The organism is Streptomyces specialis (genome assembly GCF_001493375.1).
GTDB classification, from domain to species: domain Bacteria; phylum Actinomycetota; class Actinomycetes; order Streptomycetales; family Streptomycetaceae; genus Streptomyces; species Streptomyces specialis.
This window is the reverse complement of the sequence record NZ_LN929895.1, coordinates 85,873-105,687: the sequence shown is the minus strand read 5'-3', so window position 1 is coordinate 105,687 and position 19,815 is coordinate 85,873. Positions and strand designations below refer to the sequence as shown.

The 19,815-nt window shown below is 73.4% G+C and carries 19 protein-coding genes; 4 read left to right on the top strand and 15 right to left on the bottom strand.

The window, feature by feature from the left end; all coding sequences use genetic code 11:
• The first annotated feature begins 60 nt into the window (after positions 1-60).
• Positions 61-1,158: an acyltransferase gene (locus BN2279_RS15190; RefSeq protein WP_059009885.1), complete on the top strand. Its 1,098-nt coding sequence runs from the start codon at positions 61-63 to the stop codon at positions 1,156-1,158.
• A gap of 64 nt (positions 1,159-1,222) precedes the next feature.
• Here BN2279_RS15190 and BN2279_RS15185 read toward each other — a convergent pair whose 3' ends face one another.
• Positions 1,223-2,608, bottom strand: coding sequence for a polysialyltransferase family glycosyltransferase (locus tag BN2279_RS15185; protein ID WP_059009883.1), 1,386 nt, complete (start codon positions 2,606-2,608; stop codon positions 1,223-1,225).
• Between the two features lie 3 nt (positions 2,609-2,611).
• Entirely contained in the window at positions 2,612-3,580 is a 969-nt protein-coding gene (locus BN2279_RS15180) for a glycosyltransferase family 2 protein (RefSeq protein WP_059009881.1), read from the bottom strand.
• Between the two features lie 279 nt (positions 3,581-3,859).
• Between BN2279_RS15180 and BN2279_RS15175 the strand changes: the two genes are divergently transcribed.
• A complete protein-coding gene (locus BN2279_RS15175; RefSeq protein WP_059009879.1) occupies positions 3,860-5,386 on the top strand; it encodes an FAD-binding oxidoreductase in 1,527 nt (508 codons plus the stop codon).
• A 61-nt stretch (positions 5,387-5,447) separates the two neighbouring features.
• Here BN2279_RS15175 and BN2279_RS15170 read toward each other — a convergent pair whose 3' ends face one another.
• From BN2279_RS15170 to BN2279_RS29915, 7 genes are all read right to left on the bottom strand, one after another.
• Positions 5,448-6,506 (bottom strand): acetate/propionate family kinase, encoded by a 1,059-nt coding sequence (locus BN2279_RS15170; protein ID WP_234347875.1) that lies wholly within the window; start codon positions 6,504-6,506, stop codon positions 5,448-5,450.
• Positions 6,507-6,595: 89 nt separating this feature from the next.
• Positions 6,596-9,679, bottom strand: a complete 3,084-nt coding sequence (locus tag BN2279_RS15165; protein WP_079032182.1) for an FAD-binding and (Fe-S)-binding domain-containing protein — start codon at positions 9,677-9,679, stop codon at positions 6,596-6,598.
• Positions 9,680-9,788: 109 nt separating this feature from the next.
• Positions 9,789-10,274 (bottom strand): hypothetical protein, encoded by a 486-nt coding sequence (locus tag BN2279_RS15160; RefSeq protein ID WP_059009877.1) that lies wholly within the window; start codon positions 10,272-10,274, stop codon positions 9,789-9,791.
• 47 nt (positions 10,275-10,321) lie between these two features.
• Positions 10,322-10,585: a hypothetical protein gene (locus tag BN2279_RS15155; RefSeq protein ID WP_059009875.1), complete on the bottom strand. Its 264-nt coding sequence runs from the start codon at positions 10,583-10,585 to the stop codon at positions 10,322-10,324.
• 312 nt (positions 10,586-10,897) lie between these two features.
• Positions 10,898-11,416: a hypothetical protein gene (locus tag BN2279_RS15150; RefSeq protein ID WP_059009873.1), complete on the bottom strand. Its 519-nt coding sequence runs from the start codon at positions 11,414-11,416 to the stop codon at positions 10,898-10,900.
• 113 nt (positions 11,417-11,529) lie between these two features.
• Entirely contained in the window at positions 11,530-13,083 is a 1,554-nt protein-coding gene (locus BN2279_RS15145) for a S8 family peptidase (RefSeq protein WP_059009871.1), read from the bottom strand.
• 194 nt (positions 13,084-13,277) lie between these two features.
• Positions 13,278-13,562, bottom strand: coding sequence for a hypothetical protein (locus BN2279_RS29915; RefSeq protein ID WP_059009869.1), 285 nt, complete (start codon positions 13,560-13,562; stop codon positions 13,278-13,280).
• Between the two features lie 233 nt (positions 13,563-13,795).
• Between BN2279_RS29915 and BN2279_RS15135 the strand changes: the two genes are divergently transcribed.
• Complete coding sequence (locus BN2279_RS15135) at positions 13,796-14,170, top strand: helix-turn-helix domain-containing protein (protein WP_059009868.1); 375 nt, start codon at positions 13,796-13,798, stop codon at positions 14,168-14,170.
• Between the two features lie 11 nt (positions 14,171-14,181).
• Here the strand turns inward: BN2279_RS15135 and BN2279_RS15130 are convergent, their stop codons facing one another.
• The 6 genes from BN2279_RS15130 to BN2279_RS15105 all read right to left on the bottom strand — a co-directional run bounded on the left by BN2279_RS15130 (position 14,182) and on the right by BN2279_RS15105 (position 18,823).
• On the bottom strand, positions 14,182-14,784 hold the full coding sequence (locus tag BN2279_RS15130; protein WP_059009866.1) for a ClpP family protease: 603 nt from the start codon (positions 14,782-14,784) through the stop codon (positions 14,182-14,184).
• A gap of 1 nt (position 14,785) precedes the next feature.
• Entirely contained in the window at positions 14,786-15,442 is a 657-nt protein-coding gene (locus BN2279_RS15125; protein WP_059009864.1) for a ClpP family protease, read from the bottom strand.
• Positions 15,443-15,609: 167 nt separating this feature from the next.
• A complete protein-coding gene (locus tag BN2279_RS15120) occupies positions 15,610-17,427 on the bottom strand; it encodes an NAD-binding protein (protein WP_059010849.1) in 1,818 nt (605 codons plus the stop codon).
• 34 nt (positions 17,428-17,461) lie between these two features.
• Positions 17,462-17,827, bottom strand: a complete 366-nt coding sequence (locus BN2279_RS15115) for a PH domain-containing protein (RefSeq protein WP_059009862.1) — start codon at positions 17,825-17,827, stop codon at positions 17,462-17,464.
• 97 nt (positions 17,828-17,924) lie between these two features.
• Positions 17,925-18,437, bottom strand: a complete 513-nt coding sequence (locus tag BN2279_RS15110; RefSeq protein ID WP_059009860.1) for an SRPBCC family protein — start codon at positions 18,435-18,437, stop codon at positions 17,925-17,927.
• Positions 18,434-18,823: an ArsR/SmtB family transcription factor gene (locus BN2279_RS15105; protein WP_199827732.1), complete on the bottom strand. Its 390-nt coding sequence runs from the start codon at positions 18,821-18,823 to the stop codon at positions 18,434-18,436. Before BN2279_RS15105 ends, BN2279_RS15110 begins: the two co-directional genes overlap by 4 nt.
• Positions 18,824-18,941: 118 nt before the next feature.
• Between BN2279_RS15105 and BN2279_RS15100 the strand changes: the two genes are divergently transcribed.
• Positions 18,942-19,787 (top strand): LppU/SCO3897 family protein, encoded by an 846-nt coding sequence (locus BN2279_RS15100; protein WP_059009858.1) that lies wholly within the window; start codon positions 18,942-18,944, stop codon positions 19,785-19,787.
• The last annotated feature ends 28 nt before the right edge of the window (positions 19,788-19,815 follow it).

Sequence of the window (19,815 nt, the reverse complement as noted above, 5' to 3'; positions counted from 1 at the left end):
CGCGGGCAACGGATTCCGGAAGCCAGGTCCGGCATCATCACCGAGCCAGCGATCGGAACCATGCACCCCAAGACCGACCCCGCGCCCGCGCCGGCGGAGAGCGCGCCGGCCCCCACCCCCGCGCCGCGGTCCACCCCGGAGAATGAGCACCGGTACGACATCGACCTGCTGCGGCTGATCGGCTCCTGCGCCGTGATCTTCACCCATGTCTCCGCCGCGTTCATCGGGGAGGTGGGCAACGAGGAGTCCAACGGGCGCAGCGCGTACTGGATCGGCCACATCGGCGACGCGGCGAGCTCCTTCGCGGTGCCCCTGTTCTTCGCCATCGGGGGCTGGACGGTGGTGATGGGCGCGCCCCCGAGGAACGAGGCCCGCATGTGGCAGCGGATCCGGCGCAACGGCCTGCCGCTCTTCGTGTGGACGGCCGCCTACATCGCCTGGGGCCGGCTGCGCGACACCAACGACGACCCGGCCTCCGACCTCGCCCTCGACGGCGTCTTCGGCTCGGTGCAGCCCGCGTACCACCTGTGGTTCATGTACGCGTACATCCCGATCACCATGCTGTTCGCGTTCCTCGTCCTGATGCGGTCCGGGCAGCGCCCCTGGGGGCTGGGCATCGCGCTCGCCGTCATCGCCGGCGCCCCCTCCCTGGTGTCCACGGTCGGCGAGGTGACCGGCTGGACGACACCGACCGTCGGCTGGGGCTTCGGCACCTACTCCGTGGTCTACGCGGCCGTCGGCGCGCTGATCCTCGCCCTGCCGAACGGCCTGCCGCCGCGTTACCGGCCCTGGGTGCTGGCCGCGCTGCTGCTGACCGTGGCCGGCTGCGTCTGGTACGACACGCGGATCCACTACGTCATCCCCAACGCGCACCCCTTCGTCGCCCTCATGACGCTGGCCGTGCTGGTGCTCGTCCTCCGGCTCCGCGTGCCGGAGCGGTGGCGCCCGCGCCTGAAGCAGGTGGCCGGCGCGGCGCTGGGCGCGTACCTGGTGCACATCTTCTTCGTCGAGGAACTGGTGAGGCGGATGATCTCGCCGGACATGGGCCCGGCGGACGGCACGGTGCTGCTGGTGGTGACGGCGTCGATGACCATCGCGCTGTCGTACGCCGTCAGCCTGCTGTGGGGCCGCTTCGGCCTGCGGCGCTTCCTGGGCTGACACCCGGGGCGGGACACCACGCGAGGGGCGGCGGGCCGGATGGCCCGCCGCCCCTCGCGCGTCGCTAGCGCTTGGCCTTGCCGTTCTTGTTCTCCCGCAGGGTCGCCTTCCGTACCCGGCGCGCGATGCGCAGTGCCGCGCCCGAGCCGGGGAGCTGGCGGGTGAGGGCGGACCCGAAGCCGCCGGGCAGCGCCAGGGCGGTGAGCCGGGCGCGCTTGAAGTACCGCCAGGTCTCCTCGTTCAGGTGGGCGTCCAGCCACGCCTCGGCCTCGGGGCGCAGCCCCGGGTTGAGCTTGCCCTGCATGCAGTACCCGACGGTCCGCACCAGCGGCCCGACGCGCTCGGCCGCGTCGGCCCGGTCGGTGACGACCTCCCCGGCCGCCTTCCGCTCCAGGTCGGGGACCAGGGCGTCCACGATGGTCAGCGGGACGCGGTTGCTGTTCTGGTAGGGCGCGATCCGTTCCAGCAGCAGCCCGGTGCCGACGCGGGCGATCGGCACCTTGTAGTACGCGGAGGCGGTGAACATCGCCGTCGAGAAGCAGCCCACCACCAGCCCCGGCCGGTACCGCTCGAAGACCGTCTCGGCCAGCATCGGCGTGTCCAGCACGGTCAGCCGCACCCCGGCGTCCGCCGCCGCCTTCTCCAGCACCTTCGAGTAGTGCGCGGGGGCGGTCGGGTGCGGCTTGAAGACCACCGCGCGGAAGCCCGCGGCGGCGGCGCCGCGCAGCATCCGCTCGTGCAGCGCCTCCTCCTCGCGCGGGGTGAGGATCTCCAGCGCCGCCAGATACTGGCCGAGGATCACGGCGACCCGCGCGGGCGCCTCCTCGCCGGTGGGCCCGCTCTCGGCGCTGATCTCGTCCAGGACCGCGCGGAACGCGTCGTCCGGCACGACCTCGGACGGCACGCCGTGCTCGGCGAGCAGCAGCGGGCGCAGCCCGGGCACCAGATCGAGGTGGAGCAGCCGCTGCACGCGGATCGCGGTGTCGCCCGGCAGGCGGTCGCGCGTCGGGCCGTAGCTCATCAGCCCGTCCGCGTACACGTGCACGTCGGCGTCGGCGAAGATCACGGCCAGCGCGGCGGCCGGCTTGGCGTGGACGGACTCCACAATCAGCTCGACGCGGCCGTCGCCGAGGTCCCAGAAGCGGCGCAGCATCCGCTCCCAGACCGGCGCGTCGCGGTCGGAGGGACCCCAGTCGCTCGGGTGGTGCGGGCGGATGGTGTCGTTCCAGTCGAGGACGGTGTCGAAGCGGGCGGCGATCCCGCGCCAGCCCGCCATGTCACGCAGGTCGGCGGCCGTCTCGGGGATGGTCGCGTTGTTGCTGACGAGCAGCACGCGGCGGGAGTCGCCGCGCGGCCCGAACTGGCCGGCGTCCAGCGCGGCGGCGAGCGTGGCGGCGCCGTACAGCGTGGAGACCTCGAAGATCTGGATGGTGCGGGCGTGATCAGCCATGGCTCAGGCCGCCACCTTCCGTGCCCGGCCGAGAAGCCGCCTGAGCACGCGCTCGCGGTCCTCCCCCATGGCCACCAGCGTCCGTTCCAGGAGCTGCGGGGGGAAGCGGCGCATCGCCGCCGCCGACTCCTGCTTCAGCCGCCGCGCGGCCTCGGGCTCGTAGCGGTCGGCGTTGGCGGCGTGGAAGGCGATCATCGCGCAGTAGGTCCTGATGATCTTGGGGAGGAAACGGTCCGCCTCGGCGTCGGCCACGACCTCCCGCAGGATCAGGTCGTGGGCGGGAACGAAGTCGAGCTGGCGGTCGTCGCGTATCTGCGTGAGCGAGGTGGTCACGCCGCGCCGGTAGAACACGCCGAGCAGCCCCACGGCGGCGAACGTCTCGGCCCGCAGGTGGAGCTGCCAGGTGAACACCCGGTCCTCGGCGGTGCGCAGACCGGGCTCGAAGCGCAGGCCGCCCTCGAACAGCTCCCGGCGGTAGATCCCGGCCCAGACGAAGGGGTAGTCGACCATCGTCTTGCGGTCGGCGGGCGCGATGGCGTCGCGCGGGGCGATGACCTCGCCCCGGCGGGGGGCGGGCGCGCGGGCGATGGTGCGGCGCTTGCCGTTGGACTGCACGTGGTCGGTGCGCACGAAGTCGCAGCCCAGCCCGTCGATCGCGGCGACCAGCTCGTCGAGATAGCCCGGCGCGTACCAGTCGTCGCCGTCGAGGAAGGTGAGGTACGCGCCCTTTGCCGCGTCGATGCCTGTGTTCCGCGCCCGGGAGATGCCCAGGTTCTGGTCGTGTCTGATGACCCTGGCTCCCGGCAGCTCCCCCTCGGCCCGGCCGAGGATCTCGCCTGTGGCGTCGGTGGAGCGGTCATCGACGAGGATGAACTCGGTCTCCGGCCCGGCATTGCGGGCCAGACTGCGCAGCGTGGTGGGGACGAAGTCCTGCACGTTGTGGCAGGCGACGATGACAGAGAGCTTGGGCACCGGGGTTCCAGGGGCTGTGAACAGGACAAACGCACCGTAGACAGGTGAGCGGCGCGTCAGGATACGCGTGAGTGTCCATATGGTAAACGCTATCCGTACGCTAGGTTATTCGCTCCCCTCTCCCGGCCTTCTCCCCGGTGCTGACCTGGGAGGCCGCGCACCGGGTCACGGCCGGGCCGGACACCGTGTTCACCCGGTGAAGAGGGGGAGGACACACAGCAAAGAGACTGGCGACTCACTGCTAAAGAATTGACGCGGGCGCTGCGGCATCGTGCTCGCATGATCAGTCGAAGAACGATACTGGGCGCCGGGTCCGCCGCCACGGCGTACTCGGTCCTCCAGGCCGGCCCGGTGCTCGCCGGGGGCACCCGCTCCGCCACCTCCTCCCCGCCGTGGGACCAGCTCCGCCGGCGCCTGACGGGAGACCTGATCCTCCCCTCCGACGCGTCGTACGCCACGGCGAAGCAGCTCGACACCGTCGAGTACGACAAGGTCGACCCCAGCGGCGTCGTCTACTGCGAGACCACGGGCGACGTCGCGGCGTCCCTCCGGTTCGCCCAGGACAACTGCCTGCCGTTCGCCGCCCGCAGCGGCGGCCACAGCGGCGGCGGTTACTCCACCAGCCGGGGCCTGGTCATCGACGTCTCCCGGCTCAACGGCATCACGCTCGGCGACGGCACCGTGAAGGTCGGCACCGGCACGCAGAACGTCGACATCCTCAACGCCCTCGCCCCGAGCGGCCTCGCGGTCGTCGGCGGCGCCTGCCCCACGGTCGCGGCCGGCGGCTTCATCCAGGGCGGCGGCATCGGCTTCCTCACCCCCTCCTTCGGCATCGCCTGCGACAACGTCACCTCGGCCCAGGTCGTCCTGGCCAGCGGCCGGACCGTCACGGCCTCGGCGCAGGAGCACAGCGACCTGTTCTGGGCGCTGCGCGGCGGCGGTGGCGGCAACTTCGGCATCGTCACCTCGTACACCGTCACCCCCGACCCGCTCACCACGGTCGCCACGGCGAACCTCTCCTTCACCTGGGACCGCGCGGTCGACATGCTCCACGGCTACGCCCAGTGGCTGACCGACGCCCCGCGCACCATCGGCGGCGGCGGCATCATCACCCTGCCCGACGCGGCGCCCGGCGGCGTGCCGGTGCCCGTCGTCCAGCTCGTCTCCACCGGCACCAGCGCCGAACTGGAGTCCGAGGTCGCCCGCCTGCTGTCGCTGACCGGCCCCGCCGCGTCCCGGTCGGCGAACGTCCTGCCGTACGTGAACCTCATGATGGGCGTCTACGGCTGCGCCACCCGCACGGTGTCCCAGTGCCACCGGGTCGGCGCCACCCCCGAGGGCCAGCTCCCGCGCCCGCTGTTCGGCCTGGAGCGCAGCCGCTTCTTCGGCGGGGCGCCCGCGCGGTCCGCGTGGGAGCGGATCGTGGCCGTCTTCGACGCCGACCGTCTGGCCGGCCAGACCCACCAGCTCCAGGTGCTGCCGACCGGCGGCGCGGCCGGCGACCTGAGCCGTACCGCCACCGCCTACGTGCACCGCGACAGCCTGTTCACGCTGAACTTCCTGTCCACGATCCGCCAGGGCACCGTCACCGACGAGGCGCGCGCCGTCGCCCACGCGTGGGTGGACCGGGGCTTCGCGACGGGCGACCCGTACTCCAACGGCGAGACCTACCAGAATTTCATCGACCCGGCGCTGCCCGACTGGCGCGCCTCGTACTACGCGGAGAACTACAGCCGCCTGGTCGCGGTGAAGCGCCGGTACGACCCGTACAACGCCTTCAGCTTCGCCCAGAGCGTCGGCGCCTGAGTCCCGCCCGCGCCCGGTACCCCGTCCCGGACCGGCGGCCCCCGCGACCGGTCCGGGACGGTCACTCCTCCCGCCCCCGGCCCGCCGGCTGCCGGGCGAGCACGGCCCGGGTCTCGGCGGCGACCTGCCGGATCTCGCCGGTGGGCACGACGACGACCGGCACCTCCGCGCCGGGCGGGGAGACGCGGAACGCGTCCTCGTCGCCCGCGCGGGGAACGGTCAGGCCGCCGCGCACCCCCAGCACGGCCAGCCCGGCGCAGACCTCCTCCCGGACCTCCGGCTGGTCCTGGCCGATCTCCCCGGTGAACACCAGGGCGTCCAGCCGGTCCAGGGACGCCGCCATCGCCGCCACGGCCCGGCGGCAGGCGTGCGTGAAACAGGCGAGCGCCAGCGCGGCCCGCTCGTCGCCCGCCGCCCGCGCCGCCACCAGATCGCGGGTGTCGCCCGAGGTGCCGGACAGGCCGAGCAGCCCCGACCGCCGGCTCAGTTCCTCCTCGATCTCCCGCGCGTCCAGGCCGTGCCGCGTCTGGAGCCACAGCAGCGCGCCCGGATCGACGCTGCCGCTGCGGCGGCTCATCACCAGCCCTTCCAGCGGGGTCAGGCCCATGGTGGTGTCCACGCCGTGCCCGTCGCGCACCGCGACCGCCGAACAGCCGCCGCCGAGGTGCAGCAGCACGGCGTGCGCCGAGCCGGGCGGGCGGCCCAGCAGCGCCGCCGCGCGGTCCAGCGCCCACGCGTAGGACAGGCCGTGGAAGCCGTAGCGGCGCACCCCGTAGGCCGTGCGCCACCGTTCGGGAACGGCGTACGTGCGGGCCGGTTCCGGCATCGCGGCGTGGAAGGCGGTGTCGAAGCACGCCACGTGCGGCACGCCGGGGAGCAGTTCGCGCGCCGCGTCCAGGGCGGCCAGCGCGGGCGGCAGGTGCAGCGGCGCGAGCGGCGCCGCCTCGTCCAGCAGGGCCCGCACCCGGTCGTCGACGAGCACGGGACCGCGCAGGTGGGGGCCGCTGTGCACGAGGCGGTGGCCGACGGCGTCGGGGCTCGGCGCGCGGGCGAGGAGTTCGCGCAGCTCACCGGCGGTTCCGGGGCCCGGCGGCGCCTCGGTGTCGTGGCGGGCGAGCACGGTGCCGTCGGGTCCTGACAGCGTGATGTGGAGGCTGGCGGAGCCCGCGTCCAGGACGAGGACCCGGCTGCTCGCCGCCGCGCCGGGGGTCAGCGCCGCCTCCTGACCGCTTCGAACGCCAGCGCCGCCGCGCCCGCCGCCAGCGCCGGTGCCAGCAGCGCGCGGTGCCCGGCCGGTACGGCGCGGGGGCGCTCGGGCGCCTCGCGGACGTCCCGGCCGCGCAGCCCGGCGGCGAGCACCTCGGCCAGGTGCAGCGGGGTGCGGCCGGTGTGGGCCTGCTCCACCTGGGTGCGGCAACTGAACCCGTCCGCCAGGACCAGCGTTCCGGGGTCGGCGGCCCGGACGGCGGGCAGCAGCCCGGCCTCGGCGCAGGCCATGGACACCTCGTAATGGCCGGTCTCGAAGCCGAAGTTGCCCGCCAGGCCGCAGCAACCGGCGTCCAGCACCTCGGCCGTGACCCCGGCCCGTTCCAGCAGCGCGCGGTCGGCGTCGAAGCCCATCACGGCGTACTGGTGGCAGTGGCGCTGCACGACGGCCCGCGCGTCCACGGCCGGGGGCTGCCAGTCGGGGGCGCGTTCGGCCAACAGCTCGGCCAGGGTGCGGGTCTGGTCGCGCAGCCTGCGCACGTCGGGGTCGTCCGGCCACAGTTCGGCGGCGTCGGAGCGGAACACCGCCGTACAGCTCGGCTCCAGGCCGACGACCGGCGTGCCGCGCCGCAGATCCTCCCGCAGCACGTCCAGTGTCCGGCGCAACACCCGCCGGGCGACGTTCAGTTGGCCGGTGGAGATCCAGGTCAGCCCGCAGCACACCGCCTCGCGCGGCACCGTGACCCGGAACCCGGCCGCCTCCAGCACCTCCACGGCCGCCCGGCCGACCGCAGGGTGGAAGTGGTCGGTGAACGTGTCGGGCCACAGCACGACAGTGCCGCGTTCACCGTGTGCGTCTTGTGCGCCGCCGCGCGGGCCGCGCGCCCGCCACCACGAGGTGAACCGCTGCTCCGCGAAGACCGGCAGCTCCCGTTGCGGCGCCACCCCCGCGAGGGCCTTCCCGGCGCGGGCCAGTGACGGGACCGCCGCGAGGGCGTTGACGGCGCGCGGCGCCCGCGCGGCCAGCCGCGCCACGACCGGCAGCCAGCCCATCGCGTAGTGGGCGCGCGGGCGCGGCCGTCCCGCGTAGTAGTGGTGGAGGAACTCGGCCTTGTACGTGGCCATGTCGACATTGACCGGGCAGTCCGTCTTGCAGCCCTTGCAGGCCAGGCACAGATCGAGGGCGTCCAGGACCTCCGTCGAGCGCCAGCCGTCGTCCACGGGGGAGCCGTCGCGCACCATCTCGAACAGCAGATGGGCCCGGCCGCGCGTGGAGTGCTCCTCCTCGCGGGTGGCGCGGAAGCTGGGGCACATCACCCCGCCCTGGAGGGAACGGCACTTGCCGACGCCGATGCAGCGGGCCGCCGCCCGGCGATACGAGCCGTCGTCGTGCGGGAACGCGAACACCGTCGCCGGCTCCCACGGGTCGTAGTCCCCGCCGAGCCGCAGCTTGTCGTCCAGCCGGAAGGGCGCGACGAGCTTGCCCGGGTTCATCCGGTCGGCCGGGTCGAAGACGGCCTTGAGCCGGCCGAACGCCTCGATCAGCTCCGGCCCGTACATCTTGTCCAGCAACTCGGCGCGCGACTGCCCGTCGCCGTGCTCGCCCGACAGCGAACCGCCGTAGGAGACCGCGAGATCGGCCGCCCGTTCCACGAACTCCCGCATGTCGGCGACACCGTCGGCGGACTCCAGGTCGAACGGGATGCGGGTGTGCACGCAGCCCTGCCCGAAGTGGCCGTAGACGGACGGGTGGTCGTAGTCGAACTCCCGGTACAGCGCCTGGAGATCGCGCAGATAGCCGCCCAGCCGGGCCGGGTCGATCGCGACGTCCTCCCAGCCCTCCCAGGTATCGGGCTCACCGGGCACGTGCGCGGTGGACGCCAGCGCCGACTCGCGGACCAGCCACATCTCCTCCTGGCGGCGCGGGTCGTCGTACCAGGAGTGGCCCACGTCCTCGGGCTTGGCGTCGATGAGCGCCCGTGCCCTGGCGGCGACCTCCTCGCGCGAGTCACCGGCGAACTGCACCATCAACCAGGCGCCGCCGTCCGGGAGTTCCCGGACGGCTTCCGGGTTGAGGTGCTTGCGGCGCTGCGCGTCCACCAGCCGTTCGTCGATCCCCTCCAGCGCGTACGGCTCGTGCCGCAGCACGGCCGGGACGTGGTCGGCGGCGGTGGCGATGTCCCGGTAGCCGAGCACCACCAGCGCGATGTGCCGGGGCGCGGGCGCCAGTTCCAGCTCCGCGCGGAGCACGGTGACCAGCGTGGACTCGGAGCCGACGAGCAGTCCGGCGACGTCGAAGCCGTGTTCGGGCAGCAGCGAGTCGAGGTTGTAACCGGAGACGCGGCGCGGGATGCGCGGGTAGCGTTCGCGCACCAGATCGCCGTAGCGGGCCCGGATCTCCACCAGATGGCGGTAGATCGCGGCCCGGCGGCCCTCGCCCGACGTCAGCCTGGCCAGCTCCTCGTCGGTGGTCTCGCCGACCCACATCCGCAGTCCGTCGTAGGTCAGCACCTCCAGACGCCGGACGTTGTCCACGACCTTGCCGTACATCTGGGCCGTGGAACCACAGGAGTTGTTGCCGATCATGCCGCCCAGCGTGCAGTTGGCGTGGGTGGCGGGCCGGGGCCCGAAGTGCAGGCCGTGCGGGGCGAGCCGGCGGTTGAGGTCGTCCAGCACGATGCCCGGCTCCACGACGCACAGCCGCCGTTCGGGATCGACGGAGAGCAGCCGGTCGCAGTACTTGCTCCAGTCCAGCACCACGGCCGCGTTGCACGCCTGCCCGGCCAGGCTGGTGCCGCCGCCGCGCGACAGCAGCGGCGCGCCGTGCGCGCGGCACACCGCCACGGCCTCCTCGGCGTCCTCCGGGGTGCGGGGCAGCACCACACCGATGGGCACCTGCCGGTAGTTGGACGCGTCGGTCGCGTACACCGACCGCGTCCCGGCGTCGAACCGCACCTCGCCGCCGACCCGTTCGCGCAGGGCCCGCTCCAGGGCCGCCGTGTCCACCGCCCGTTCCGGGGGGCGGCGGACGACGGGCGGCGGAAGGTCGGCCGGCGGCACCGGCCGGGTGGGCTCGATCGGTTCCATGGGGGCTCCCGTCGCATCGTCGCGGCGCGCGCCGGTCCGGCCGCGCCGCGCGTCCTCGTCCCCACCCTGTCCCCACCCTGCGTCCGGACGGACCGGGGCGAAAGCGGCGCTAGGCCGACTGGCCGCGCCGCAGCCCGTGCAGCACGCCCGCCGTCACCGCGCCGTAGGCGGCGTGCGGCACGGCGTCGCTGAGCCAGTCCTCGCGGCTCCACGCGCGGGGGTCCGTCACGCCCAGCGCCGCCATCGGGCCGTTGCTGCCGGCCATGGCGCCGAGCCCGGCGGCCAGGCCGGTCCGCACCGGTCCGGTGCGGACCGCGCCGAGCGCCGCGCCGACCCCCACCCCGACCATCAGCCCGGTCAGCGCGCCCAGCGCGGAGACGCGGTTGCTCCGCGTCGCGCCCTCGCCCGGCACGGGGACGTGCGTCACCGACGACAGCCTCTCCACCGTCTCCTCGGGCGTCCGGCTGGCGGGCCTGCCGCGGGTCGCCATGTCGAGGTAGGTCACGAGGTTGAGCGCGGCGGCCCCCGCCGCCCCGGCGGCGGCGCCGCGCAGCAGTTCCCCGGCGCGGGACGGCGTGTCCGAACGCGTACCCATGGGCTATTTCCTCCCGTTCGTACCTTTTCGTACCTCTCTCGCCGAGGCTACGCGCCGACCGTGGCCACCGCCGCCCGGAGCGGTGGCGAGTGGGCGACCCCGCGCCCGTTCCGCCAGTCCGCCAGGCGGTCGCGCTGCCGGCCGCACAGCGCGGCGACCGGGTCCTCGCCGTCGTGCGCGGCGTCCACGGCGACGACCGCCCCGGCCGGCGGACGTTCGGTCGCGGCGACACCGCCGTACCGGTGGAACGCCAGGTTCGTCGGCAGCGTCCAGGGCGCGGTGGTGACCAGCTCGGCGCCGTTGTGAAGCATGGCCGCGGCCGGGCCGAACGGCTCGGTGAACCGCGGGTCGCCGCCGCTCTCGCAGCCGATGAGCGCCCCCCGGGGCGGCGCGGGCCGGATGTCCGCCCCGGGCGCCGGTTCGTCCCGGCGCGTGCCGCCGTCAGGGTGCCCGGCAGCAGATTTTTCGCCACCGGCGGCCCGTCCGGCCCTCCCATCGGGGGCCGGATCAGCGGCGTCCCCGCCACCTCCAGCGCCGGGCGCCCGCACTCCGTGCGCGGGTCCGGGACCGCACCGGCCGCCGGTGACAACTCCCGGCGGCCGGACGGCAGATCACCGGACGGCTCAGCAGCCGCCGCAGTTGTAGTAGAGGACGTCCCAGTGGTTGCTCTCGCGGGCGTAGATGTTGCCCGAACCCGACCGGTACTGCGGGGCACCGTCGCCGCGCAGCCCGATGTAGGTGAAGTTGTTGGTCACATAGGAGTTGATACAGGTGCCGAGCGCGTAGTCCAGCTTGTAGCCGTTCCAGTGGCTGTAGGTGCCGCTGGCGTGCCCGGTCTCGGTGCCGCCGGTGATGTTCAGGGCGCAGCCGCTGGCCCGCTTCAGGGTCTGCGCGCCCTGCGCGCTGGCGAGGTTGAGCTGCTCGAAGGACGTGCACGTGGAGTTGTAGCGGTCCGAACAGCCGCCGGAGGACGACCAGGTGATGCCGACCTCGCGGAACATGCTGGTGGCCTGCGCGTGGCTGATCTTGGTGGCGTACGGGGTGACGTCGGCCGCCGAGGCGGTCGCCGCCCCGGCACCCGGCACCGCGAGGAGCGCGGCGCAGGCGAGGGCGAACGAGGTAAGGACGGAACGGAACTTCATGGTGGGGAACCCTTCGTCGTCCAGGTGCGGATGGATGGTCCGCGCCGGCGGTTCCGGGCCGGTGTGGTGGCCCGGGGACCGGCGCCGGCCGTGGTCCCGGGGGAGCGGTCCGGTCAGAACCGCAAGCCCCAGGAGTCGATCTTCCCGGTGTCCATCGAGGAGTTGTCGGTGACCCGCAGCCGCCAGGTGCCGTTGGCCGCCTCGCTCGACGCGTTGACCGTGTAGGTGCGGAGCACGTGATCGGTGCTGCCGCCGACGCCGTAGTCCTTGAGGAGATAAGCGGTGCCGTCGGGCGCGACGAGCTGGACGCGCAGGTCACCGCTGTAGGTGTGCTCGATGTCGACCGGCACGCCCAGGGCGGCGGGGGCTCTGCCGGACACGCCGGTGACGGTGATCCGGGACTCCGCCGTGGCGTGGTCGCGGATCGCGACATCGGTGGCGTTGGTCGGCGCGGAACCCGCGCCGGTGGCCAGCAGGCGGTTGGGGGAGCCGGTTCCCGGGTCGGTGACGACGCCGGTCGTCGCGCCGTTCTTCAGCGCGGCGCTGACGGCGGCGGGCGTCGCGGCCGGGTTGCCTGCCAGGTACAGCGCGGCGGCTCCGGTGACATGCGGGCCGGCCATCGAGGTGCCCGACAGCACGCGGGTCGCGGTGTCGCCGCTGTTCCACGCCGAGACGATGTTCGAGCCCGGCGCGAACAGGTCCAGGACGCTCCCGTAGTTGGAGTAGCCGGACCGGGCGTCGGTGCTGGTGGTGGCCCCGACGGTGATGGCCTCGGTGACGCGTGCCGGGGAGTAACCGGACGCGTTGGCGTTCTCGTTGCCCGCGGCCACCACGTAAGTGACGCCGGACGCGATCGAGTTGCGGACGGCCGTGTCGAGGGCGCTGTCGATGCCGCCGCCCAGGCTCATGTTGGCGACGGCCGGCTTCACCGCATTTCGCGTCACCCAGTCGATGCCCGCGACGACCTGCGCGGTGGTGCCGGAGCCGGAGTCGTCCAGCACCCGGACGGCGACGATGTCGGCCCGTTTCGCCACGCCGTACGAGGTGCCCGCCACCGTGGCCGCGACGTGCGTGCCGTGGCCGTTGCCGTCCTGGGCGACGTTGTCGTCGTCGACGGCGTCGTAGCCGTTCCTGGCCCGGCCGCCGAAGTCGCGGTGGGAGACGCGGACTCCGCTGTCGATGATGTACGCCGTGACGCCCCGCCCGGCCGTGTCGGGGTAGCTGTAGGACTGGTTGAGCGGCAGCGCCCGCTGGTCGATCCGGTCGAGGCCCCAGGAGGGCGGGGCCGGTTGGGCCGCGTCGATGGTGAACGTCCGGTTCTGGACGACGGATTCGACCGACGGATCGGCGGCGAGCCGCCTGGCCTGCCGCTCCGACAGCTCGACGGCGTACCCGTTGAGCGCCTCCGTGTACGTCTCGGTGATGTCCGCGCCGTACTCCTCGGCGAGGTCGCGGCCCGCGCCCGTGCCGGCCCGGACGTCGCTCTCGTCCAGCATCACGATGTAGCTGCCGGCTATCGCGCCGGACGCGCCCGCGTTCTGGATCCGGCCCTCCGGCTGCTGCGCGGCGCCCGAGGGGAGCGCGGAGAACAGACTGATCGCGAGAACGGCGGCGCTGACGGCGCCCGTTCCCGCGAGTCTTCGCCCGGAGCGGCGTGAACCTCGCATCGAGGGGGTCCTTGTCGTTGGGTGTGGGGGGATGTGGGGGAGCGCATGCGCATGACAATGCGGGTTTACGCGCGTAGTAGTGCGCTCCGCGTTGCCAGCGACAGAGTGACCCATGCCTCCGGTTCCTACAAGAGGCCGGAGACGATGGAAAACCTCACACCGAGGCGACAACGCCCCTCCCGCCGCCCGTCCGCTCAGTCGTCGCAGTCGCCGCTCCCGGTGTAAACCGAGGACGTGCCGCCCGACCGAGTGGACGAACCGCCGCTCCGGCCCCCCGAACCGCCGCTCCTGCCACCGGAACCCCCGCTGATCCGCTCCGGCGCCGCCACCGGGGCCACCTCGTCGGCGGCCCCCTCCGGGGCCGCCGCCCGGTTGTCGCAGTCGGCGTCGTCCGAGCAGCCGGTCAGCAGCGCGGCGGCGAGCAGCAGCGGCAGGGCGGCGACCCCGCCACGTATCACGATCCGGTCAAGGGCGGGCATCGGAGGCGTCCTTCCAGTCGGCTGTGCGCGGACGAGGACACCACGGTGCCCTCCGGTCCCAGACGCCTGTGACGGACGAGGAGTTGCGGGACTCGCGCGAATGATCAGCTTTCTTGTACCACCCGCCGTCCGGCCGGTGCGGCGGAGGGCACCGGGGTGTCCGGCCGCGCGATTTCGCGGAGGGCGGACCCCGCCCGCGTGGCGGCGGGGCCCGGCGCTTCTACGCTGAAGGGGTGAGCAACCACGCGCCGGACCACGCCCGTGTCATCCCGCTGCGCCCCGCCAAGGCGGCGGAGCCGAAAGAGCCCCTGTGGCGGCACCTCGTCGGTGACGTCCTGCGCCGTGAGCGCCTCGCCCAGGAGCGCACCCTCAAGGACGTGGCCGACGCGGCCCGCATCTCGATGCCCTACCTCTCCGAGCTGGAACGCGGGCGGAAGGAGGCGTCCTCCGAGGTCCTCGCCGCGGCGGCCCGCGCCCTCGGCCTCCGCCTGGCCGACCTGCTGGCCCGAGCCCACAGCGAGTTGACCGGCCCCGTGGCGCACCCGAGGCCGGCCAGGACGACCCGCTCCACCGCTCCCGAGGCGAAGGCGATGCTGCTCGCCGCCTGAGCCCCGCCGGCTCAGGCGGCCGGCACCCGCCGGGTGAGCACGTGGTCGGCCAGTCCGTACGCCACGGCCTCCGGCGCGGTGAAGACCTTGTCGCGGTCCATGTCCGCGCGCAGGGTGGCGACATCGTGCGGGGTGTGCCGGGCGAGGACCTCCTCCACCTGGGCGCGGATGCGCAGCATCTCCTTGGCCTGGAGGCTGAGATCGGAGACCGTCCCCCGGTGGCCCGGGCTCGCCGGCTGCCCGAGCAGCACCCTGGCGTGTTCCAGGACGACGCGCCGCCCGGGATCGCCCCCGGCCAGCAGCACCGCCGCCGTCGAGGCCGCCTGCCCGACGCAGATGGTCGAGATCGGCGCGGCGACGTACCGCATCGTGTCGTAGATCGCCATCAGCGAAGTGAACGAGCCGCCCGGTGAGTTGATGTAGATCCCGATCTCGCGGTCCGGGTTCGACGCCTCCAGGTGGATCAACTGCGCGATGACGACGTTCGCGACGCCGTCGTCGATCTCGGTGCCGAGGAAGATGACCCGTTCGGACAGCAGCCTGCTGTAGACGTCGTAGGCCCGTTCGCCGTTCGGGGTCCGCTCCAGGACCGTCGGGATCGTGTACTGGCCCATGTCAGAACCCCATCCGTCGCTGCGAGCCACCGGCCGGGCGGATGTCGGCGAGCGACTGGACGACGTGATCGACCATGCCGTACTCCTTCGCCTCCTTCGCCGTGAACCACCGGTCGCGGTCGCCGTCGCGCGAGATCGTCTCCTCGCTCTGACCGGTGTGTTCGGCGGTGATCCGCTCAATGGACTGCTTCATGTACGCCAGGTTCTCCGCCTGGATCGCGATGTCCGCGGTGCTTCCCCCGATGCCGGCCGACGGCTGGTGCATCATGATCCGCGCGTTCGGCAGCGCGTACCGCTTGCCCTTCGTGCCGACGGTCAGCAGGAACTGGCCCATGCTGGCGGCGAATCCCATCGCGAGCGTCGAGACGTCGTTCGGGATCAGCCGCATCGTGTCGTAGATCGCCAGCCCGGCCGTGACCGATCCGCCGGGGGAGTTGACGCACAGGGCGATGTCGGCCCGCGGGTCCTCCGCAGACAGCAGGAGCAGTTGGGCGCAGATCCGGTTGGCGGACACCTCGTCGACCTGCGTCCCGAGGAACACGATCCGCTGCCGGAGCAACTCCGTGGCCAGGTGGTCGTCGAACCGCGTGGGGGGCGTGTCGCCCTCCTCGGCCCGCGGCATCGCGGCCGGACCCCGGCCGGTGGTGAGCAGCGCCATGGGAAACCTCCCTCTTCCGGGAGCGGCGGCCCTCGCCGCTCCCTTCCGAGTCTCGGCCCGGTCACCCCGGCGCATCCGTCGTATCGGCCCGCGGCAGATCGGCTGAGGGCAGAGCGCACCGCCCGGCGGGCGTCACCCGGCGGTTCGGCCCGCGCACCCGTCGGCGGTCACGTCAGCAGCTCGGCCAGGCCGCGCCGGGTGGCCACGATGACCACCTGGTCGTCGGGCCCCAGCACATAGCCGGGGTGCAGGTGCCACATCAGCCCGCTCGGACTGTCGCCCGCCCCGGCCGTGTCCAGCGCGATCACGCGCCAAGCCCCCGGTCGGCACGCCTCGGTGACCGTCTTCCCCTCGAACTCCGGGTGTCCGGCGACCTGGAGGCGGGCGAAGAGCAGCACCTTGCGCTCCACCGGTATGGCGCCCAGGATCTGACGTCCCATCATCGCTCCCGCGAACGCGGGGGCGGCGAGGCTGGAGACGCTGCGGCTCCGGGTCCTGGCCGCCGGGTGCGCGGTCCGCAGGGTGCGGTAGACGGCGGTGGCGAAGTCGTCGTCGTACAGCCGCAGCGACACCCGCAGTTCGGGGTTGACCGTGCGGGCGTACAGCGCGGCCTCCAGGTTGGTGGTGTCGGAGCTGGTGACCGCCAGCAGCGCGTGCGCGCGGCCGACCTTGGCGGCCTCCAGCACGCCCTCCTGCGTCACGTCGCCGAGCACCACCGGCACCCGCAGCCGCCGGGCCAGCGGCAGGCCCCGCGCCTCCGGATCGCTCTCCACGCACACCACCGGAATGCCCAACTCCCGCAGCCGGTCCAGCACCCGCGTGCCGATCTTCCCCAGGCCCAGCAGCACGACATGGCCGGAGAGCCCGCGCGGCGGCCGGCGCAGCGCCGACGCCGCCCGGAACGCGCCCAGCGCCTCCAGCGCGCCCGCCACCAGCAGCGGCAGCAACGCCAACCCGACCAGCCCCGACAGCAGTTGCAGCACCTGCCGGGACGTGGACTCCCCGACGGCCGGGTCGTTGATGGCGAACAGGTCGAGCAGCGTCACATAGGTCACGTGCAGCGGCTCGTCCCCCGTGATCCACCACGACGCGACCGCCAGCCCGAACACGGCGGCGATCACCCCGAACACCGCCCAGCGCAACCGCCGTGAGAAGAACCGTCCGAGCGGCGCCCCCCGTCCCGACAGGCCACGCGCCGAGCGCGGCACGGCGTGCGTCACGGTCTGGAGCACCAGCGCGCCCCGCCCGGTGGCCGCCGCCACCGCGTCGTCGTCCGGCAGCAGCAACGGGCCCTGTGGGCCGCTGCGGTCCGAACCCTCCGTGCCCGCCGGGTCGTTGACGGTGGACGAGAGCAACGCCAGCGTGCACAGCCCCGGCTCGGCGGCCTCCCCGTCCCCGGAGGGCGGGCGCTCCACGGCCCGCAGCATCAGGCCGTCCGCGTGCAGGACCTTGCTGGTCCCGGCGACGGCGGTCGCGGCCAGCGCGGGCGCCGCCGTGTCCGCGTCGGAGAGCACGGTCGTGGACGCGTCCCGCACCGAGCCGCCCACCGCGGCGGCCTGGTCGAGGAGTTCGGCCAGGTGCTGGCCCAGCTTCCGGTTGTAGAGCCGGATCACCAGCCGCAGCCGGGGATTGAGCCGCCGGGCGGCCAACGCGCCGCGGACGTTGGTCTCGTCGTCGTTGTAGACGAGAGCCAGCGCGGTGGCCCGTTCCGCACCGGCCTGCCGCAGCACCTCCTCGGTGGGTTCCGGGGCGGCCATCTCCCGTATCGGCAGCACGACTTCGCCACTGGACCAGGGATCGGTGACGCCGGCGGGCCGGTTCATCGCGGCGGAGATCCGGCCGAGCAGCGCGGACGCGCGGACGCGCCCCGCCACCCCCTCGGACTCCCGGGCGGACGGCACGACCAGCGTGACCCGTTCCCGGTACACGCCGTGCAACTCCCCGGCGAGCCGTGCGGCCAGCGCGTCGTCACCACAGACGATCATGCCCCCGGCGGGAGGAAGGACCGACACGGGCCGGTTACCTCGCCACGAACTGCGTGAGGATCGCCTGCACTTCGTAGATGTCGACGCCCTTGGTGAACGTCTTCTCCACCGGCGCCGAGGTCCCCGAGATCCAGATCTTCAACTCGGCGTCGAGATCGAACGTCCCGGCCGTCTCCACCGCGAAGTGCGTGATGCTCCGGTAGGGGATCGAGTGGTACTCGACCTTCTTCCCCGTGATGCCCTGCTTGTCGATGAGGATCAGCCGCCGGTCGGTGAAGAGGATGGTGTCCCGGATCAGCAGGTATGCGGCGTAGACCTGCTCCCCCTGCCCCAGCAGGCGCGCGTACTGCTGCTGCGCCGACCCCGGATCGATACTGTGCGCGTTCCCGAACAGCGCCATGACAGGCCCCCCGCCTCGTGACGTACGACGATCATCTCCACCGTATACGGACACGGGTGCGAACCGGGCCGCCCGCGACCGGCGTTCACCGCCGGGCTCACGATCTCCCGGCCCCCTCGGCGGGCAGCGCCTCGAAGTACGCCTTCTGCGCCGGGTAGTAGTCGCCGAAACGGGGCGGCTCGGCGCCCTCACGGGCGGCGGTCAGCATGTCCAGGTAGAACTCCCAGCCGGGGCCGATGTCACCGAGTCCCTCGCCGGCCGGCCGGTGGTGCACGAGCCGGAGTTCCGTCGCGCCGCCCGACTCGCTCAGCAGCAGCTCCATCGGCCAGTACCCCGCCTCGTCGCGCATCGAGACGGCCAGACGGCGGGGCGGCTCACAGGCGTCGACGCGCATCTCGCACCATGGGGCGTCATCCTCGAACGCCAACTGGACCTCGATCACGCGCCCGGGCGCCGCGTCACCGCGCCACGCGCCGAACCACCGCGCCGTGCGCTCGGGTTCGGTGACGCTCGCCCATACGTCGGCGAGCGGCGCGCGGTAGGTGCGGGTCAGCACCAGGTCGTAGCCCTCGGCGGTACGCACCAGGCGGCCCGTGGGAGTGGGGTTCATGCCGATCGCTCCTCGCTGTCGTGATCCACCGCGCGCGGGGCCGCCGTCCGGTCGCGACGGGCGCGGCGCACCTCGGTCCCCAGGGCGTCGAGACGCTGCTCCCAGCCGGGCGGCGCATCGAACTGGCCCAGCCACGCGGCGAGTCGGGTGATCCCGGACGGAACGAGCGTGTACAGCCGCTGCCTTCCGGCAGGCTCGTCACGAACGAGCCCGCTCTCCCGCAGCACGCGCAGATGCCGGCTGACGGCGGGACGGCTGACCGGGAACGCGCGGGCGATCTCCCCCGCCGCCAGCGGGGTGTGGCGCAGCATGGCCAGGATCTCCCGCCGCACCGGATCCGCCAGCGCGCCGGCGACATCGCTCAGCTCGTCCAGGGACCCGTCCATGGACCAAAACGTAACCAGTGGGTTACGTGTTCCGCAAGTCCCCCCGGGAGCTTCCCCGTTCGTGCCGCCCGCCCCACCGGGTTGCTAGCCTGGCCCGAGCAAACGGTACGGGGGAACGATGAGCGGTATACACGGCTGGCCAGGCGCGGGTCCCGCGCCCGCGCCGGGCCCGGTCAGGAACGGCGGCGACGGGCAGCGCCTCGGCATCCTGCTGCTGGTCATAGCGGTGATCGTCGGTCTCTCCTTCGGCCTCGCGAAGGCGACCGGCGCCGACACCAGGGGCGGCGGCACGGCCGCCGCGCCCCTGCCCACCGGCCCGGGGCTCGGGGACGACGGCGGCCTCGGCGGCATCCCCGACCCGGACGGCCTGACCTCCGGCGGATCCGGCGGCTTCGGTGACGCGGGCGCGTCCGGCGGATCCGGCGGGGCGACCCCCCCCCCCATGCCGACGCCAACTCCCTCGCCCACCACGCCGTACGACCCGACCCTGGACCTCTACCGGGCGGTCAGCGCGGGTGATTGCCTCAACAACTGGATGATCTCGGAGACCGATTGGGTCAGTTCCACCCCCGAGATCGTTCCCTGCGACGACGACGGCGCCGGTGTGTGGGTGTCCCAGACCTCCGACACGACGAGTGACTGCCCCGTGGACGCGGGCCGTTCGTACCTCTCCTACAGCTCCGGTCTGGAGACCGTAGCCCTGTGCGTCACCCGGCAGTTCGAGGTCGGCCAGTGCTTCCTGGGCATGGCGGACGGCACCGCCAATCTCATGAGCTGGGTGGACTGCGCGCAGAGCGTTCCCGCGCCGTACAGCCAGACCTACAACGTCACCGGCGTCTACTCCGCCCCCGCGGAGGTCCAGGGCTACGAATGCCGCCAGTCGTCGGGCGACCAGAACAGCTACTACTGGTGGACCGTGGACAACGACACGGTTCTCCTCTGCGCCGTGGTGTACAGCGGATGAGCCCGGCGCAGACAGCGATATCGCCGCG

What these genes read in the sequence shown, in the direction of transcription:
- BN2279_RS15145 (WP_059009871.1), bottom strand. Translation starts at nt 13,083, where the DNA reads ATGCGAGGTTCACGCCGCTCCGGGCGAAGACTCGCGGGAACGGGCGCC.
- BN2279_RS15100 (WP_059009858.1), top strand. Translation starts at nt 18,942, where the DNA reads ATGAGCGGTATACACGGCTGGCCAGGCGCGGGTCCCGCGCCCGCGCCG.
- BN2279_RS15150 (WP_059009873.1), bottom strand. Translation starts at nt 11,416, where the DNA reads ATGAAGTTCCGTTCCGTCCTTACCTCGTTCGCCCTCGCCTGCGCCGCG.
- BN2279_RS15105 (WP_199827732.1), bottom strand. Translation starts at nt 18,823, where the DNA reads ATGGACGGGTCCCTGGACGAGCTGAGCGATGTCGCCGGCGCGCTGGCG.
- BN2279_RS15175 (WP_059009879.1), top strand. Translation starts at nt 3,860, where the DNA reads ATGATCAGTCGAAGAACGATACTGGGCGCCGGGTCCGCCGCCACGGCG.
- BN2279_RS15155 (WP_059009875.1), bottom strand. Translation starts at nt 10,585, where the DNA reads ATGCTTCACAACGGCGCCGAGCTGGTCACCACCGCGCCCTGGACGCTG.
- BN2279_RS15120 (WP_059010849.1), bottom strand. Translation starts at nt 17,427, where the DNA reads ATGATCGTCTGTGGTGACGACGCGCTGGCCGCACGGCTCGCCGGGGAG.
- BN2279_RS15165 (WP_079032182.1), bottom strand. Translation starts at nt 9,679, where the DNA reads ATGGAACCGATCGAGCCCACCCGGCCGGTGCCGCCGGCCGACCTTCCG.
- BN2279_RS15125 (WP_059009864.1), bottom strand. Translation starts at nt 15,442, where the DNA reads ATGGCGCTGCTCACCACCGGCCGGGGTCCGGCCGCGATGCCGCGGGCC.
- BN2279_RS15115 (WP_059009862.1), bottom strand. Translation starts at nt 17,827, where the DNA reads ATGGCGCTGTTCGGGAACGCGCACAGTATCGATCCGGGGTCGGCGCAG.
- BN2279_RS15185 (WP_059009883.1), bottom strand. Translation starts at nt 2,608, where the DNA reads ATGGCTGATCACGCCCGCACCATCCAGATCTTCGAGGTCTCCACGCTG.
- BN2279_RS15160 (WP_059009877.1), bottom strand. Translation starts at nt 10,274, where the DNA reads ATGGGTACGCGTTCGGACACGCCGTCCCGCGCCGGGGAACTGCTGCGC.
- BN2279_RS15130 (WP_059009866.1), bottom strand. Translation starts at nt 14,784, where the DNA reads ATGGGCCAGTACACGATCCCGACGGTCCTGGAGCGGACCCCGAACGGC.
- BN2279_RS15110 (WP_059009860.1), bottom strand. Translation starts at nt 18,437, where the DNA reads ATGAACCCCACTCCCACGGGCCGCCTGGTGCGTACCGCCGAGGGCTAC.
- BN2279_RS15190 (WP_059009885.1), top strand. Translation starts at nt 61, where the DNA reads ATGCACCCCAAGACCGACCCCGCGCCCGCGCCGGCGGAGAGCGCGCCG.
- BN2279_RS29915 (WP_059009869.1), bottom strand. Translation starts at nt 13,562, where the DNA reads ATGCCCGCCCTTGACCGGATCGTGATACGTGGCGGGGTCGCCGCCCTG.